Annotated in this window: 17 protein-coding genes, 1 tRNA gene and 1 pseudogene; 11 read left to right on the top strand and 8 right to left on the bottom strand. The window is 71.5% G+C overall.

What is annotated here, in order from left to right:
• Positions 1-103: 103 nt before the first annotated feature.
• A complete protein-coding gene (locus tag ACIBK3_RS32305; protein WP_399370954.1) occupies positions 104-850 on the top strand; it encodes an SDR family oxidoreductase in 747 nt (248 codons plus the stop codon).
• A 696-nt stretch (positions 851-1546) separates the two neighbouring features.
• Here ACIBK3_RS32305 and ACIBK3_RS32300 read toward each other — a convergent pair.
• From ACIBK3_RS32300 to ACIBK3_RS32280, 5 genes are all read right to left on the bottom strand, one after another.
• On the bottom strand, positions 1547-2185 hold the full coding sequence (locus ACIBK3_RS32300) for a class F sortase (protein WP_399370953.1): 639 nt from the start codon (positions 2183-2185) through the stop codon (positions 1547-1549).
• Positions 2186-2278: 93 nt separating this feature from the next.
• Positions 2279-2677, bottom strand: a complete 399-nt coding sequence (locus tag ACIBK3_RS32295; protein ID WP_399370952.1) for a sortase-dependent protein — start codon at positions 2675-2677, stop codon at positions 2279-2281.
• A 97-nt stretch (positions 2678-2774) separates the two neighbouring features.
• A complete protein-coding gene (locus tag ACIBK3_RS32290) occupies positions 2775-4826 on the bottom strand; it encodes a sensor histidine kinase (RefSeq protein ID WP_399371055.1) in 2052 nt (683 codons plus the stop codon).
• Between the two features lie 76 nt (positions 4827-4902).
• Entirely contained in the window at positions 4903-5676 is a 774-nt protein-coding gene (locus tag ACIBK3_RS32285; protein WP_399371054.1) for a response regulator transcription factor, read from the bottom strand.
• Between the two features lie 308 nt (positions 5677-5984).
• Positions 5985-6058, bottom strand: a tRNA-Pro gene (locus ACIBK3_RS32280).
• 123 nt (positions 6059-6181) lie between these two features.
• Here ACIBK3_RS32280 and ACIBK3_RS32275 point away from each other — a divergent pair.
• Positions 6182-6712, top strand: coding sequence for a DUF309 domain-containing protein (locus ACIBK3_RS32275; RefSeq protein ID WP_399370951.1), 531 nt, complete (start codon positions 6182-6184; stop codon positions 6710-6712).
• A 205-nt stretch (positions 6713-6917) separates the two neighbouring features.
• Positions 6918-7688, top strand: coding sequence for a precorrin-6A synthase (deacetylating) (gene cobF, locus ACIBK3_RS32270; protein WP_399370949.1), 771 nt, complete (start codon positions 6918-6920; stop codon positions 7686-7688).
• A gap of 16 nt (positions 7689-7704) precedes the next feature.
• Here cobF and ACIBK3_RS32265 read toward each other — a convergent pair whose 3' ends face one another.
• A complete protein-coding gene (locus ACIBK3_RS32265) occupies positions 7705-8451 on the bottom strand; it encodes a cobalt-precorrin-6A reductase (protein WP_399370948.1) in 747 nt (248 codons plus the stop codon).
• A 383-nt stretch (positions 8452-8834) separates the two neighbouring features.
• On the opposite strand from ACIBK3_RS32265, the gene ACIBK3_RS32260 reads away from it, so the two are divergent.
• Positions 8835-9635 carry an HAD-IIA family hydrolase gene (locus tag ACIBK3_RS32260; protein ID WP_399370947.1) on the top strand — a complete coding sequence of 267 codons (801 nt, stop codon included), beginning with the start codon at positions 8835-8837 and terminating at the stop codon, positions 9633-9635.
• On the opposite strand, the gene ACIBK3_RS32255 is transcribed toward ACIBK3_RS32260, so the two are convergent.
• Positions 9621-10394 (bottom strand): sulfite exporter TauE/SafE family protein, encoded by a 774-nt coding sequence (locus ACIBK3_RS32255; RefSeq protein ID WP_399370945.1) that lies wholly within the window; start codon positions 10392-10394, stop codon positions 9621-9623. The genes ACIBK3_RS32260 and ACIBK3_RS32255 overlap by 15 nt on opposite strands.
• Positions 10395-10720: 326 nt before the next feature.
• Between ACIBK3_RS32255 and ACIBK3_RS32250 the strand changes: the two genes are divergently transcribed.
• From ACIBK3_RS32250 to ACIBK3_RS32220, 7 genes and pseudogenes are all read left to right on the top strand, one after another.
• Complete coding sequence (locus tag ACIBK3_RS32250; RefSeq protein WP_399370944.1) at positions 10721-11536, top strand: lysophospholipase; 816 nt, start codon at positions 10721-10723, stop codon at positions 11534-11536.
• Positions 11537-11601: 65 nt separating this feature from the next.
• On the top strand, positions 11602-11859 hold the full coding sequence (locus tag ACIBK3_RS32245) for a WhiB family transcriptional regulator (RefSeq protein WP_399371052.1): 258 nt from the start codon (positions 11602-11604) through the stop codon (positions 11857-11859).
• Complete coding sequence (locus ACIBK3_RS32240) at positions 11856-12338, top strand: Dps family protein (protein WP_399370943.1); 483 nt, start codon at positions 11856-11858, stop codon at positions 12336-12338. Before ACIBK3_RS32245 ends, ACIBK3_RS32240 begins: the two co-directional genes overlap by 4 nt.
• A gap of 59 nt (positions 12339-12397) precedes the next feature.
• On the top strand, positions 12398-12730 hold the full coding sequence (locus ACIBK3_RS32235) for a DUF3140 domain-containing protein (RefSeq protein ID WP_399370942.1): 333 nt from the start codon (positions 12398-12400) through the stop codon (positions 12728-12730).
• A pseudogene (locus ACIBK3_RS32230) lies at positions 12727-13223 on the top strand (endonuclease); the annotation flags it as partial. The gene ACIBK3_RS32235 and the pseudogene ACIBK3_RS32230, both read left to right, overlap by 4 nt.
• Before the next feature lie 73 nt (positions 13224-13296).
• Positions 13297-14103 carry an SAM-dependent methyltransferase gene (locus ACIBK3_RS32225; protein WP_399370941.1) on the top strand — a complete coding sequence of 269 codons (807 nt, stop codon included), beginning with the start codon at positions 13297-13299 and terminating at the stop codon, positions 14101-14103.
• Between the two features lie 69 nt (positions 14104-14172).
• Positions 14173-14775: an HNH endonuclease family protein gene (locus ACIBK3_RS32220; protein WP_399370940.1), complete on the top strand. Its 603-nt coding sequence runs from the start codon at positions 14173-14175 to the stop codon at positions 14773-14775.
• Positions 14776-14932: 157 nt separating this feature from the next.
• Here the strand turns inward: ACIBK3_RS32220 and ACIBK3_RS32215 are convergent, their stop codons facing one another.
• Positions 14933-15808: an FKBP-type peptidyl-prolyl cis-trans isomerase gene (locus ACIBK3_RS32215; RefSeq protein ID WP_399370939.1), complete on the bottom strand. Its 876-nt coding sequence runs from the start codon at positions 15806-15808 to the stop codon at positions 14933-14935.
• Positions 15809-15981: the final 173 nt, after the last annotated feature.

Genomic DNA, 15981 nt, shown 5'->3' with positions numbered 1-15981 from the left:
CGGACCGAGTGTCACAAGCAAGGTCACTGCCCGGACTCCTATCATGCAGACCGAAGTTTCCAGAAAACTCCGAGAGGAATTCCGTCATGAAGGTGGTAGTGACATGAAGGTGGTAGTGATCGGTGGGACCGGGCTCATCGGCTCGAAGGTGGTCGCCGGGCTCAGCGAGCACGGACACGAGGCGGTCGCCGCCGCGCCCACCACCGGCGTCAACACGCTGACGGGCGAAGGGCTGGCCGACGTCCTGCAGGGCTCGTCAGTCGTGGTCGACGTGTCCAACTCCCCCTCGTTCGATGACGAGGCGGTCATGGAGTTCTTCCGGACCTCCACGGCCAACCTCCTGAAGGCGGAGGGGGGTGCCGGTGTGACGCACCACGTGGTGCTGTCCGTGGTCGGCACCGACCGCCTCCAGGAGAGCGGGTACTTCCGTGCCAAGCAGGTCCAGGAAGAGCTGGTCAAGGCGTCCGGCATCCCCTACACCATCGTCCACGCCACCCAGTTCTTCGAGTTCGCGAAGGGGCTCGCCGACGGGGTCACCGAGGGCGACACCGTGCGCCTGCCCGCCGCCGGGATCCAGCCCATCGTCTCCGACGACGTGGCCGCCGCCGTCGTCCGTTCCGCGGTCGGTGCCCCGGTGGGCGGTGTGGTGGAGGTAGCCGGCCCCGAGGCGTTCCAGCTCGAGGAGTTCATCCGTATGGGACTCGCCGCTCAGAACGACCCCCGCGAGATCGTCACGGACCCACAGGCGACGTACTGGGGCGCCGAGTTGCAGGAGAACACGCTCCTGCCGGGCGCGGACGCGCACATCGCGGAGACCACGTTCGCCGACTGGCTCGCGCAGCAGAAATAAGCCCTTCGGGTGACCCTCGCCACCCGAAGAGGGACACACCCTGCCTTTTGGCCGAGCGCAAGAAAGCCACGATTCATCACTGCTGCTCCGTGCCGGATTCCCCACGGCGGGATCGCTCCCATTTCCTTCTGGTCCAGGTTCTTTCCGGTCCAGTTGCTTTCCGGTCCAGTTGCTTTCCGGTCCAGTTGCTTTCCGGTCGAGTTGAGTTCCGCGAGGCCGAATGCCGAAAGAGAGGTGCATGGCCGAATTAAATGCCTCCGGCACCATCTGGCCGCGCGGCGGCGCGTAGCTGCCGTTGTGGTCAAGGGCCCCGCGGTCAGCCCGGTGCCGCGGCAGCGACACGGCGGCGCGACATGCCTCGACCGAGCCCGCCGTCACCATCCGGCGGGAAGGGCTGACAGGCCATGCAAGGGTGTGGATCGACGACCGTGACCTGTGCCTCGCCCGGGCGCAGCGTCAGCATGGACGTCGAGCCGCCCGGCTGGTGATCCGAGCGGACCGGTCGCCGGAGCGTGCCGTGGTACGGCTGGACCGGAACCCCGCGAGGTGCGACTTCGGCGTCCTGGAGGGCCGTGGCCGCGGACCTGGAGGCCGCCGTACAGGCCCCGACCGGCACCGCACGGACGCCGGCGGCCCTGCGGCCCCCTTTCGCGACGGGTGAGCGGGGCGGGCACCGGGGAGGGCCGTCACCGGCCCTCACTTCAGTGTCGCGTAGACGATGAGGTTGTTCACCGGGTGGCCCTGGGCGTCGAAGTCGCCGTCACAGGTGATCAGCCGCAGGGCGCGGTCCTGAGTGGGGCCGTAGACCTTCTCGGTGGGGAAGGAGTGCTTGCTGACGCTCTCGGTGCCGGTGACGGTGAAGTGCGCCGAGTCTCCCCGCGCGTCGGTGACGGTGATGTCCGCGCCCTCGGTGATCTTGTGGAGGTCGTGGAAGACGGCCTTGCCGTAGCGAGTGTCGTTGTGGCCGATGATGACGGCGGCCCCGGGTTCGCCGGGCACGGAACCGCCGGTGTACCAGCCGGCGGTCATGCCCTTCTCGGCCGGGGGGACTTCGACGGTTCCGTCCGTGTTGAGGCCGAGCTCCATCAGGGAACTGGTGATCCCGATCGAGGGGATGGCCACCTTGGCGGGCGCCGCCGGCCGCTCGGTCCGCGCGACGTCGCTGACGGGCGAGGGGGTGCCGGAGGCGGTGACGGAGACCGGGGCGGGGGCCTTGTCGGGGGCGGCGGACGAGCAACCGGTGAGCACGATGAGGGCCACGGGGACGACGAGGGCGAGGCGGGCGAGGACCGGCAGCGAGCCGAAGCGCCGTACCGGAGGGTGTGCAGGGGACACGACGGACTCCAGAGCAGGGGTGGGTGCAACAAGCGGTGGCGCCGCCCGACGGGGGACGGCGCCACAGGTGTACGGGTGGGGCGGCGGGCCGGATCAGCCCTCGCGCCGTGCGGCGGCGCGGCGGCGCACCACGAAGGTGCCCGCGCCCGCGAGGAGGAGGGCGCCGGCGGCCGAACCGGCCAGGGCGGTCGTGTCGGTACCGCTGTCGCCGGCCACGGCTTCGCCCGCGGCGACGCCGCCGCGCGGCATCCGCTTGGCGTCCTCGGCCTTCCGGGCCTCGGCCACCGCCTCCTTCTTCTGCTCCTGGGCCTTTGCCTCCTTCGCCTTCCTGACGTCCTCGGCCTTCTTCTTGGCCGCGTCCGCGTCGTCGGACGGCTTGGCGGACGTCGACGGGCTCGGTGTGGCGGCGAGGGCAGCGGTGGCCGGGGTGAGCAGCGCGCCGGTGGCCACGGCGGTCAGCACGGCGAGACGCAGGGTGAGCTGGCGGGACATGTATGACTCCAGTTCTGGCCCGGCCTCGGTGGCGCGGGCATGACCGAAGACTTGCTGCTACTTGTGAAGAAGCTGTCAGAGAGCCATGGTCATCGCATCAGGGCCGGGGAGGGCCGCCGCCACCGAAGTCCGGCAGGGCCGGCGGATCCGGCAGGGCCGGCGGGTTCTGTGGGGTTGGCAGGGCCGGCAGCCTCAGGGTGAAGACCGAGCCCTGTCCCTCGGTGCTGACCACGTCTGCCGTGCCGCCGTGCGCCTCGGCGAGCTTGAGGACGATCGCCAGGCCCAGTCCACTGCCGCCGGTGCTGCGGTTGCGGGACTTCTCCGCTCTCCAGAAGCGGTCGAACACGTGCGGGAGGTCGTCCGCCGGAATGCCGTTGCCGGTGTCCGCCACTTCCACGGCCACCTCGTCCCCGGCGTCGTTGACGTACGAACGCAGCGTCACCCGGCCGCCCGGCGGTGTGTGGCGTACCGCGTTGGAGAGCAGGTTGCTCACGGCCTGCCGCAACCGGACGGGGTCGGCCTCGATCAGCGGCGCAGGCGACCGGGTCCGCGACAGAGCCGACCCGGTCGTCTTGGCGACCCGCACGGTGACGCCCGCGGTCTCGGCCGGTCCCTGGTGGGCCGCGGCGACCTGGCCGAGCAGGTCGTCCACGCGTACCGGCTCCAGGTGCAGCCGCAGCGCGCCCGCGTCGGCCGCCCCCAGGTCCTGCAGATCGTTGATGAGGTGCTGGAGCTGCACCGCCTCGTCGAGGAGCGAGGAGACGAACGCCGGGTCCGGCTCGGCCAGACCGTCGTGGGCGGCCTCCAGCCAGCCGCGGATGTTGCTCAGTGGGGTACGCAGCTCGTGGGCGACGTCGCTGACCATGACCTTGCGCTGTTCCTCCAGCCGGGTCCGGTGCGCGGCCATGTCGTTGAAGGCCGCCGCCAGCCGTCCGATCTCGTTGTCCGCGCCGACCGGCACGGGCGCCGAGTCCAGACCGTCCCGCATCCGCTGAGCGGCGCCGGTGAGCGCGTGCAGCGGGCGTACGAGCCGGGCTCCGGCGATCACCGAGGCACCGACGGTGAGGGCGAGGACGAGGGCCGTGACACCCGCGATGCGTGCGGTGTTGGCCGGGGAAAGGTCGAACCCGGGCACGCTGACCGCGCCGGGGCCGTCGATGAACAGCAGGGCGGGCAAGGCGACATACCCCGAGAGCTGTTCGCGGCGGGCGCTGACGACACACGCGGCCACGGCCCGGTCGTCCCCGCTGTCCCAGGTCCTTGGCGCGTCGACCGGGCTGTCGGCCGCGTCCGCTTTCCTCTTTTCTGCCAGCTGCCGCTCGGCCGCCACCTCGTCGCTGAGGCCGGTCTCCGGCACGGGGACCGGTGCCGCCTGGCCGGCGTCCGTGCCCGCCTGGCCGTATCCGCGGTCCCAGGACAGGCCCAGGTTCAGTTTCACGCCCGTGCGGCCCTGCCGCTTCAGGCAGGCGTCGGCGAGCAGTTCGAGCGCGCGCAGGGCCTTCTTCTCGGTGGTGGTGGGCTCGGCGGCCCCGCTGGCTGCCAGACACTTCAGCTCCAGGGAGCGGTCGGTGCCGTCGCTCACGAACTGGATCCGGGGCCGTCCGCTCGGGCTCTCGACGACATCCGCGGCGATACCGGCCGAGGCGAGGCATTCCACGCTCCGGGCGGTGGCCTTGCGCAGGGCCGCACGTTCCTTCGCGGGCAGCAGGAACGGCCCCACGGCCCGTGGGTCGACGCGGTCCGAGCCGACCGGAACGGCGTCGGGCACCAGCACCGTGTCGACCGACAGGGGGTCGACGACCGCCGACGCCTGCCGCGGCAGCGTCGAGGTGGAGGAGGTGGACGAGGTGCCGTCGGCGGAGTCGAGGAGCGGTTGCCGGTCCTCCGTGGTCAGCACGATCCGGCGCCCGGACTGCCGGGCCAGTTCGCGCACGGTGGCGGCGGCGCCGTCCCAGCCGGTATGGCCGGCCGCGTAACCCAGCAGGGTGTTGTAGATCTTCGCGTCGGCACTGAGGTTCTGCCCCTGCTCCTGGCGGATCGCGACGGACGTCGTCTGCACGGCGAGCCAGGCGGTGGCGGCGACCGAGCACGAGGCCACCAGCGCCGAGACGGTCAGCAACCGGCCGAGCAGGCTCTTGCGGAGCGGCAGTCGCGTCCGCCGGTCACGCTTGTCGTGCCGGTCGTGCCGGTCGTGCCGGTCGTGCCGGTCACGCCGGTCACGCTTGTCACGACGACGCACGGCGTGCGCCCTTCGCCGGGTCGGTCAGCTTGTAGCCGACGCCGAAAACCGTGAGCAGCCGGACCGGCCTTCGCGGGGCGCGCTCGATCTTCTTGCGCAGGTTCATGACGTGCACATCGACGGTGCGGCTGCTGATGTACGTGTCGAAGCCGTGCAGCCGAGCCAGGAGCTGCTGTCTGGTGAAGACCCGGTCGGGTTCCGCCGCCATCGCGGCGAGGATGCGGAACTCGCCGGGCGTGCACACCACCGGGCTCCCGCCGACCGACACCTCGTGCCGCACGAGATCGACCCTGAGCGTGCCGACCGACAACGCCTGGTCGTCCTCGACGAGGGCAGGCGCGGGCAGGGAAATGGGCACGGGTACGGGTACGGGTACCGGGGCGGGGGCGGGTACTGGGGCGGCGGAACGCCGATTGCGACGCAGCAGCGTGCGTATCCGGGCCACCAGTTCACGCGGGCTGAACGGCTTCGTCATGTAGTCGTCGGCGCCCAGATCCAGCCCGAGCAGCAGATCGTCCTCGGTGCTGCGGGCCGTCAGCATCAGCACCGGTACCTCCCGGGACTCGGCACGCAGGATCCGCACCACGTCGAGGCCGTCGGCCCTGGGCATCATCACGTCGAGAACCAGCAGGTCGGGTTCCCGGTGCCGCACCTCCTCGAGAGCCGCACGGCCGTCCTCGACGACCATGACCGCGTGTCCCTCGTGCTCCAGGTAACGGCGCACCAGTTCTGCCTGCTTCGTGTCGTCTTCTGCGACCAGGATGTTTGCGCACACGCCGAGGATCGTAAGCGAGCGCATTGCCGCGGGACGGCTGTAAGTGGCTTTGCCCTGACGTGAGTTGCAGTCCAGCCGCAGATCTTGGCCTGCTCTGGCCGACCGGCTGACGAACCTGATCCCCTTTGCATGGCTGCCGGATCAGCGCTCTCCGCACACCTCAGCGCGCCCCGCGTACAGCGCTCGCTGCCGGTCCTGGTCCTGGTCCTGGTCCTGGTCCTGGTCCCCAACAATGATCAAGGGCCCGTTTCGGAATGCCTCCGAAACGGGCCCTGACCTGCGACTCTCACGAGTCGGGACGACAGGATTTGAACCTGCGACCCCTTGACCCCCAGTCAAGTGCGCTACCAAGCTGCGCCACGTCCCGATGCGCTTCCCGCGACGAGGTGCGGGAACGTGCGAACAGAACTTTACCGCACGTCGGAGGCCTCCTCGAAGGCGGGCGCGGGGCGGCCGGGGCCCTTCGTGCCGGGCGCGGCACAATCGACGTATGGGCAGCGCATCCGCAGGGCGACAGATCGGCGCACGGGACCGGGACGACGAGGGGCGGGCCCGCAACGCCCGGCCCCGGGACGGGCTCGGGCGACCGCTGCCGTACGGCGCGGACGGCGTGGAGCGACAGCCCGAGGGCGTTGTCCGCGCCCCGGAGGAGAGCGTCGCCGAGGCGCAGAAGCTGTTGGACGCGGGCAAGCCGTTCCACGCGCACGAGGTTTTCGAGGACGCCTGGAAGTCGGGCCCCGAGGAGGAACGCGAGCTGTGGCGCGGCCTCGCCCAGCTCGCCGTGGGCCTCACCCACACCGCCCGGGGCAACGTGACGGGCGGCGCCCGACTGCTGCGACGCGGTGCGGGGGCCGTGACGGAGTGGGCGTCGGAGACCGGACGCCGACGGCCGTACGACATGGATCTGGCGGGGTTGGCGACCTGGGCGCGGGGGCTGGCGGAGGACGTGGAGCGGGACGGCGGCAGCGTGGACGCGGGGGCTCGGGCGCCGCGGCTTCGGGGACGGGCCGGGTCGTCGTAGGCGCGGACGGGTCGCGCCCACGGCTTTCAGCACCGATCCCCGGCGCCGGTGCCGGATCACCGGCGCGGGTGCCGGATCACCGGCGAGGATGCCGGGGCACCGGCGCGGCTATCGCTCGCCGCCCCGACCCCTGCCACCGCGGAAGCCGCAGGCCCCGAACAGACTCGGTGATCGGAATGTCGGTGCCGTGAGGCAGACTCGGGGCGTGCGAAAGATTCATGTCATCGGTATCGGCGCGGGCGACCCCGACCAGCTGACCCTGCAGGCGGTCAAGGCGCTGCGGAGCACGGACGTGTTCTTCGTCCTGGACAAGGGCGAGGCGAAGGCGGACCTCGTGCGGCTGCGCCGGGACATGCTGGACGCGCATGTGCCGGAGGGGACGTACCGCGTGGTCGAGGCGCGGGACCCGGAGCGTGACCGGGCGGCGGGCGGCGCCGCGTACTCGCCGGCCGTCGGGGACTGGCGCAGTGCCCGTGCCGGGATCTACGCCCGGCTGATCGCCGAGGAGCTCGGAGCGGACGAGAGCGGTGCGTTCCTGGTGTGGGGGGATCCCGCACTGTACGACAGCACGATCGGCATTCTGGACGAGATCCTCGACCGGGGCGAGGTGGACTTCACGTACGACGTCGTACCCGGGATCAGCAGTGTCTCGGCGCTGGTCGCCCGGCACCGCACCGGGCTGAACCGGGTCGCCCGGCCCGTGCAGATCACCACGGGCCGCCGGCTCGCCGAGGGATTCCCCGAGGGCGTGGACGACGTGGTCGTCATGCTCGACGCCCACCAGACCTTCCGTCAGTACGCCGACCAGGACATCGACATCTACTGGGGCGCCTACATAGGTACGCCGGACGAGATCCTCGCCGCCGGTCCGATCGCCGAGGCCGCGCCCCGTATCGAGCGGCTGCGTGCCGAGGCGCGGGAGCGCAAGGGCTGGATCATGGACACGTATCTGCTGCGCAGGCGCCCCGGGGACTGACCGGGAACCGTACCGGTCATCGCGGGCCGAGGCGCAGCCACGTCAGCACTCCCCCGACGTCGGGTGCCGTCGTGACGCCCTCCGGCAGGGCTGGGCGGCGGACGATCACGACGGGCAGGCGCAGGTCACGGGCCGCGGTGAGTTTCGCGGACGTGGCCCGGCCCCCGCTGTCCTTGGTGACCAGGACGTCGATGCAGTGGTCGTGGAGCAGGGTCGACTCGGCGGCGACCGTGAACGGGCCGCGAGCCAGGAGCACTTCGGTGTGCGGGGGCACCGGCGGCCGGGGCAGTTCAACGGACCGTACGACGAAGTGGAGATCCGTGAGGTGGGCGAAGGCGGCCAGGCCCAGCCTGCCGGTGGTCAGGAAGACCCGGCGGCCGAGTCGCGGCAGCAGGTCGGCGGCCGCGGCCAGGGAGGCGACGGAGTGCCAGCGGTCCTCGGGGCCGGGTCGCCAGCCGGGGCGGCGCAGCACCACCGCCGGGACGCCGGTCGCCGCCGCGGCGCGTGCCGCGTTCGCCGTGATCGTCTCGGCGAAGGGGTGGGTGGCGTCGACGAGCGCGTCCACGTGCTGCTCGCGCAGCCAGTCGGCCAGCCCGTCCGCCCCGCCGAACCCACCGATCCGGACCTCCCCCGTGATCGCCCCCGGCCGTGCCACGCGCCCGGCGAGCGAGGTGGTGACGCGGACACCGCGGCGCGCCACGAGTGCGGCGGCCAGCTGACGGGCCTCGGCGGTGCCGCCGAGGATGAGGACGTGCGGGGACATGGCGAAAGCCTACGAGTCCCGGACGGCGAGCCGGGCGGGAGGCCGGGCGTCGGCCGCTGTCCAGGCCAGGTCCCTCAGCGTCCGCACACGAAATGCCCGCGTGGTCCGGCGGGACGCCGAGTACAGGCCGCTGTCCAGCCCACGCCCCTTGGCGTCCGCACACGGAATCCCCCTGCGGTCCAGCAGGAGCCCGAGTACAGGCCGCTACCCAGCCCACGCCCCTTGGCGTCCGCACACGGAATGCCCCTGCGGTCCAGCAGGAGCCCGAGTACAGGCCGCTGTCCAGGCCACATCCATCAGCGTCCGCACACGGAATCGCCGCGTGGTCCGGCAGGAGGCCGGGTCAGGCCGCTTTCGGGACCACGTTCCGTTATCGTCCGGACATGGCATCCGTACGCGCGGTACTGATCGACATCGACGGGGTGCTCACCGTGTCCTGGCGGCCGTTGCCCGGGGCGGTCGAGGCGCTGCGGGAGATCCGCGACGCGGGTCTGATGGTCGCTCTCGTCACCAACACGACGTCCCGGACGCGGGCGTCGATCGCCGCGAATCTGGACGACGCGGGGTTTCCCGTGGCGGCGGAGGACATCCTCACCGCGCCCGCCGTCACCGCCGCGTATCTCGCCGAGCACTGGCCCGGCGCGCGGTGCGCGCTGCTGAACAGCGGCGACATCCGGGAGGACCTCGGGGACGTCACCGTCGTCGATCCGGCGGACACCGACGCCGCGGTGGACGTCGTGGTGGTGGGCGGGGCCGGGCCCGAGTTCGGGTACGCGGCGCTCGACGGTGCCTTCCGGCATCTCCAGCGGGGAGCACGGCTGGTGGCCATGCACCGCAATCTGTACTGGCGCACCGAGGACGGCCTGCGGCTGGACGCCGGTGCGTTCCTGGCGGGTCTGGAGCAGGCGGCGCGGGTCGAGGCCGAGGTCACCGGCAAACCGTCGCCGGCCTTCTTCGCGGCGGCGCTGGCGCACCTCGGCGTCGGTGCCCAGGACGCGCTGATGATCGGGGACGACATCGAGTCCGACGTCCTGGCGGCGCAGCGCGCCGGGGTCACCGGGGTGCTGGTGAAGACCGGCAAGTACCTTCCGGAGACCCATGAGGCGGCAAGCGGGACGCCGGACCACGTGCTCGACTCGTTCGCGGACCTGCCGGCGCTGCTGCGTGGCTCAGCGGACCAGTAGCTGTACGCCGCCCACCACCGTCGCCGCGATGACCAGTTGCTCGAACAGGCGCTGGTTGATCTTGTGCACGGCCCATTTGCCGAGGAACGCGCCGGGCACGACGAACACCACGAGCACCGCGTCGAGGAGCAGCGAGTGGCCGTCGATCAGGCCGAGGCCGACGCTGAAGGGAACCTTCGACACGTTGACGATCAGGAAGAAGAAGGCGGAGGTCCCGAGGAAGCCGAGCTTGCGGAAGCCCGCGGACAGGAGATACATCGACATCACCGGGCCGCCGGCGTTGGCGACCATCGTGGTGAAGCCGCCGAGGACGCCGTAGGAGCGTGCCTTGACGCGCCCGGCGCGGGTGGCGACCGTGTCCGGCTCCTCCTCCGCGTCGGCCGTGCGGCGGCGCCAGACCGTCACCCCGGCCATCAGCAGCAGGATCGCGCCGATCGACGTGCGGACGACCCCGTCGTCGGCCCACACCAGGAACAGCGTGCCCCCGACCACGCCCACGGCGACCGCCGGGAACAGCCGCCACAGTGTGGGCCAGTGCGCGTGCCGGCGGTAGGTGAGGACGGCGAGCACGTCCCCGGCGATCAGCACCGGCAGCAGGACACCGGTGGAGGCGCGGGCGGGCAGCACCGCGGCGAAGATCGCCAGGCTGACGGTGTTGGCCCCGCTGACGGCGGTCTTGGAGAAGCCGACGAGCAGGGCGGCGAAGGCGAGGGCGGCGAACTCCCAGCCGGAGATGTGCCAGAGGGTCATCGTGTTCATGCGAACACTGATGCTATGTGCAAGGAACGGAGGGCCGTAAGGAGCGTCTCGTCAGATGGCCGGTGTCGGAGTGGACCGGAGGCGAGGCAGTGCCTCCCGACCCGTACCCCACTCCCCTGCCCCGCCTCCACAGTTCGTCGTCGAAGTGACCTTTCTTGCGTGTCCGCGCGACAAGTTGGTGGCTGCGCGGCGCGAACGGAGCGGGACGAAGGGCGCGCGGCTCATCGACTCGGCGCCGCCCGCGAGCACGATGTGTCGACTGTGGACCCGTCGCCCGCTCCCTGGCAAGATCCCCGGGACACCGCACCCGACCCGCCGGAGGAGACATGACCGACTCCCGGGAGCACGTCCTGCCCGGCACCCGCGGCACGATCAGCGTGCGGGAATGGCCGCTCGAACAGCCCCGGTACGTCGCCCTCCTCGTCCATGGATACGGCGAGCACGTCGGCCGGTACGACGAGCTCGCCGGTGTCCTGGTCGGCCACGGCGCCGCCGTGTTCGGGCCCGACCATCTCGGCCACGGCAGGTCGGCGGGTGAGCGGGTGCTGATCGAGGACTTCGAGGACGTTGTCACCGACGTGCACACCGTGGCCGCACTGGCGCGGGCCACGCATCCGGACGTACCGATGGCCATGGTCGGGCACTCCATGGGCGGCCTGATCGCGGCCCGCTACGCCCAGCGGTACGGCGACACGCTCGCCGCGCTGGTGCTGTCCGGGCCGGTGATCGGCGCCTGGGAGCTGCCGGGGCGGCTGCTGGCCCTCGACGAGATCCCGGACACGCCCGTCAGCCCGGCGGCGCTCTCCCGTGACCCGGCGGTCGGGGCGGCGTACGCGGCGGATCCGCTGGTCTGGCACGGGCCGATGAAGCGGCCGACGGTGGAGGCGTTCGCGCGGACCCTGGAGACCGTGTCCGAGGGCGGTGACGTGGGGCGGCTTCCACTGCTGTGGCTGCACGGCGAGGAGGACCGGCTGGTGCCGCTCGCCGGGAGCCGGGTCGGTGTCGAGGCGTTGTGCGGGGGCGGGGGCCGGCTGACCGAGCGGATCCGTCCGGGCGCCCGGCACGAGGTGTTCCACGAGACGGACAGGGCGCTGGTGTTCGCGGACGTGACGCGTTTCCTGGACGAGGTGCTCAGGGGCTGAGGCACCACCTGCGGGCCGTTCCCACCAGGTGTTTGCCCCAGTTCGCCCTGGGCACCCGCGCTGCCATGGAGTGGTTGCGCAGTGCTGCCTGCGTCGGAGAGGACCCCGAGTTGTTCTTTCCCGTGGGCACGACCGGACCGGCGCTGCGAGAGATCGCGGCCGCGAAACGCGTCTGCGCCCGCTGCCCGGTGATGTCCCCGTGTCTGGAGTTCGCGCTGGACAACGGGCAGACCTCGGGTGTGTGGGGCGGGACCTGCGAGGAGGAACGGGACGCGCTGCTCCGTACGGCCAGAGCCGACGTGAGAAGGGGAAGCATCGTATGACCGTCGTGAAGAGCACGATTCCCGAATCCGCCCGACAGGTGGTCGGGGACGCTCTGCAGAGCACCCTGGTGGATCTTCTCGGGCTCTCCCTGATCGGGAAGCAGGCCCACTGGAACCTGGTGGGACCCCGCTTCCGCTCGATCCACCTGCAGCTCGACGAGGTGGTGTCGGCCTCCCGCGACTTCTCCGACACGGTGGCGGAGCGCTCGGCGGCGCTCGGCCTGCCGCCCGACGGCCGGCCGGAGACCATCGCGTCCGCCTTCACGCTGCCGAGCCCGAAGGACGGCTGGGTGCGGGACACCGACGTCGTCGAGGTGATGGTCGAGTCCCTGGAGGCGGCCATCGGGCGGCTGCGTGAGCGCATCGAGGCAACCGAGAAGGCCGATCCGGTCACCCAGGACCTGCTGATCGGCATCACCGCGGAGCTGGAGAAGCAGCGCTGGATGTTCGACGCGGAGAACTGGCCCAAGGACAACTGACCGCCGCCCGGCCGAACACGCACGGAGAGCCGGACACGTACCGAGAAAAGGGGCACTTGATGACTGACGCCCTCGAACTGGACGCGCTGTGGGAGGACTTCCACCGCGTGGTGAACATGACCTCGCAGGAGCTGGCCGCCTGGCTGCGGGTCCGTGACGCCGACGAGAACACGGAGCCGCTGCCCGAGAACGCGGGCACGCCGACAGGGCAGCATGTCCTGGCGATCCTGCAGAAGCGGCGCACGGATCTCACCGACGACGACGTCCGCGTGATGTACAAGGTCGTGGACACCGTCACCGAGGCGACCGACGTGGAGAACGAACCCGCGGCCGAGGACACACGCCGGCGGCAGCGTCTCATGACGATCGGCCACGATCCGCTCAAGCCGTGAGCGAGCGACAGCGCATCGTACGGTAACTCGTCGGCGCTGACCGGGCGGACGTTCGCCCAGGAGGCGGGCATCGCGCTCAAGGACACCCCGCGGCCCCCGTACCGGCTGCTCGTCCTCGCCGTCCTCCTCACCGCCCGCATCCGGCGGCCCGGTCGCGGTGGCCACCGCCCGTGCCCCGCACCGGGCGGGCGGCGCGACCCGCGCCGCGTGGCCGGGGCGGACCGGCAGGAGCGGGACGACACGCTGTGCCGCGGCGGCTGTTCGGCGCTACGACGAGAGAATCGCCCCCCTCCCCCCTCTAGGCCTGTTGCGGAAGTGGCGCCGTATCCCGAAGACAAGGCGCTGTCCGGTGCGGAACGCCCACGTCTGCCGAAGGACAGCACCCGGACCGGCTGATCCAGCCGGCCGGAAACACCAACCGTCCGTTCTCACCGCCGTGTTGGTGCGTGCGGTACTGGACGAACAGGTGGCCGAAGACTGTCTGCGCCGCGCGGCGCGATCATGCCAGACTGCTCGCACGCCCTTCCGAGCCACCGGGCAGGGCTTGTCGAGCAGAGGAGCACCGTGTGACCGGGACCGAGTCGGCCGTCCAGCGCATCGACACGAGCAGACCGCATCCGGCCCGGGTGTACGACTGGTTCCTCGGCGGCAAGGACAACTACCCGGTCGACGAGGAGCTCGGCCGTCAGATCTCAGCGATGCAGGCGGACGCCCCACGCCACGCCCGCGCCAACCGCCGGTTCATGGAGCGCGTCACGCATGCGGTCGTGCGGGAGACGGGAATCCGCCAGTTCCTCGACATCGGTTCCGGCATCCCCACCGAGCCCAACCTGCACCAGGTCGCCCAGTCCGTCGCGCCGGACGCCAGGGTCGTGTACGTCGACAACGACCCGATCGTCCTCGCCCATGCCGCGGCCCTGCTGCGCGGCACCCCTGAGGGGGCGACGCACTACGTGCAGGCCGACGCCCGTGAGCCGCAGCGCATCCTCGAACAGGCCGCGTCGGTGCTGGACCTGGACCGGCCGGTCGCCCTGTCGCTGATCGCCCTGCTGCACTTCGTCGCCGACGAGGACGGCGCCCACGACCTCGTGGCCGCCCTGGTGGGCGCGCTGGCGCCGGGCAGTTGTCTGGTCCTGTCCGCCATGACGGCGGACTTCGATCCGGAGAACGTGCGCAAGGGCATCGCGGCGTACACGGCGAGCGGAGTGACGCTCGTGGCCCGCTCGCACGCCGAACTGAGCCGTTTCTTCACGGGACTCGACCTGTGGGAGCCGGGAATCGTGTCCCTGTCCCACTGGCGTCCCGCTCCGGGCGAGGAGCCGGAGGGCGACGGTCCGGTGTCCCTGTACGGCGCGGTGGGCATCAAACGCTGACCGGCATCAGGCGCTGACCGCCGTCATGCGTTGACCGTTCAGCCCAGCAGCCACCCCTGGAGTCGGCGGGTGACGCCGCGGTGCAGCACGGCGAGCGACACGATCGCTCTGCCCGTCCGCGACGCCCTCACCGCACTCGCTGTCCAGGCCGAGGACCGCACCGGCTACGGGCGCACCAAATTCCGCCGCTGGATCGACGCCGACCGCGACGGCTGCAACACACGCTCGGAGGTGCTGATCGAGGAAGCCGTCACCGGCCCCCACCAGGGCGCGAACTGCGCACTGACCGGCGGCTCCTGGTATTCGCCGTACGACGACACCTACTTCACCCAGGCCCGCGCCCTCGGCATCGACCACTTGGTCCCGCTTGCCGAAGCATGGGACTCCGGCGCCTCCGCCTGGACCAGCGCCGAACGCCAGGCGTACGCCAACGACCTCGACGACGCCCGCGCACTGATCGCGGTGTCCGCCGCCGGCAACCGCTCCAAGGCAGACCAGGACCCCACCACCTGGCAGCCCTCGGCCATCGGCTACCCCTGCACCTACGCAACCGACTGGGTCGCCATCAAGACCAGGTGGAGCCTCGCCATCGACCCCGCCGAGCAGACAGCGATCTCCGAGATCCTCGACACCTGCCCCAACGCGCCCATCAAGGTCACCCTCGCCCGCTGACCCATGCGGATAGGCCCGTGAGGGGTCCCCGAACCGTGGTTCGGGGACTCTTTCGGCGTCTGACGGCTCCGGCTCCGGTCGGGGCCGGATATGCGGCCCATGAGACGGCTGGTCGCCTATGGAGTCGACTGGATGAGTGGCCGGTCCCGGCGTGGCCTCAGGTGGCGGCGAGGATGTCGAGGACCGAGATCACCGTGGCGCCGGGCTCCAGGCCCTTCGGGGGATGCGGACCGTACGCCAGGTTCGCGGGGATGACGGCGAGGATCCGGCTGCCGACCCGCTGGCCGGCCAGGGCGCGGTCCCAGCCCGCGATGACGTTGCTCTGGCCGATCACAACCGGCAGCGGGCCGCCGTCCGCCTGGGAGCTGAGGAACAGGTGCGCCTCGTCCTTGCCGCGGGCGGTCTCCCACGCGGCCGAGGAGTGCTGCAGGACCAGGGTCTGCCCGGCCTGCACCACCGGACCGGTGCCGTCCACCATGCGCTTGACGACGAGCCCCTTGGGGGCCGCCTGGTCGGGGACGGTCAGGGTTGCGGTGGCGTCGTCCTTGTTCATGTGGACCTCGGGCAGCGCGTCGGAGACCGAGTTCTGCTCGCCGGGGACGAGGGCGTGGGCGCCGATGACGTTCAGGATGTCGACGGCGAATACGAGAGTGTCCTTGCCGGTGACCCCGAGCTGGGTGCTGCCGGTCGTCCCGTACGCGGCCGCCGGGGGTGCGACGACCAGGATTCTGCTCCTGGCGCGCTGGCCCTGCACGGCCCGGTCCAGGGCGGGCAGTGTCGCGCCCCGCCCGACGGCGAAGACCTGCGGCCGGGCGCCCTTGCCGTATGAGCCGGGCAGCGCCTTGCCGGTGCGCCACACCTTGGCGGTGTAGCGGACGACGACCACATCGCCGGGGTGTGCCGAACGTCCCCGTCCCTGTGTCCGCGGCGCGACGACGAACTTGCCGCTCGGCGCGGCCTTTGGAATTGAGATCGTGGCCCGGCTCCCGAACTGCCCGGAAAGGGTGGGCAGTGCGCCATCTGTGTGCACCACGGCGGGCCCGGCTGCCTCTGTTTGCACCGGCGCCGAGGGGGCCGTGAGCGGCCGGTGCCAGCCGTCCGGCCGGGACTGGGGGGATGAATCGTTGCTGCTGCACCCCACGAGCACGAGGGCTGGTGTTATCAGCAGCGCTGCGAATCGACGCATTTCTTTCCCGAGGATTGGGT

This window comes from Streptomyces sp. NPDC050287 (genome assembly GCF_044459385.1).
GTDB lineage: Bacteria > Actinomycetota > Actinomycetes > Streptomycetales > Streptomycetaceae > Streptomyces.
The sequence above is the reverse complement of the archived record's forward strand: the minus strand, read 5'-3'. Positions and strand labels throughout refer to the sequence as shown.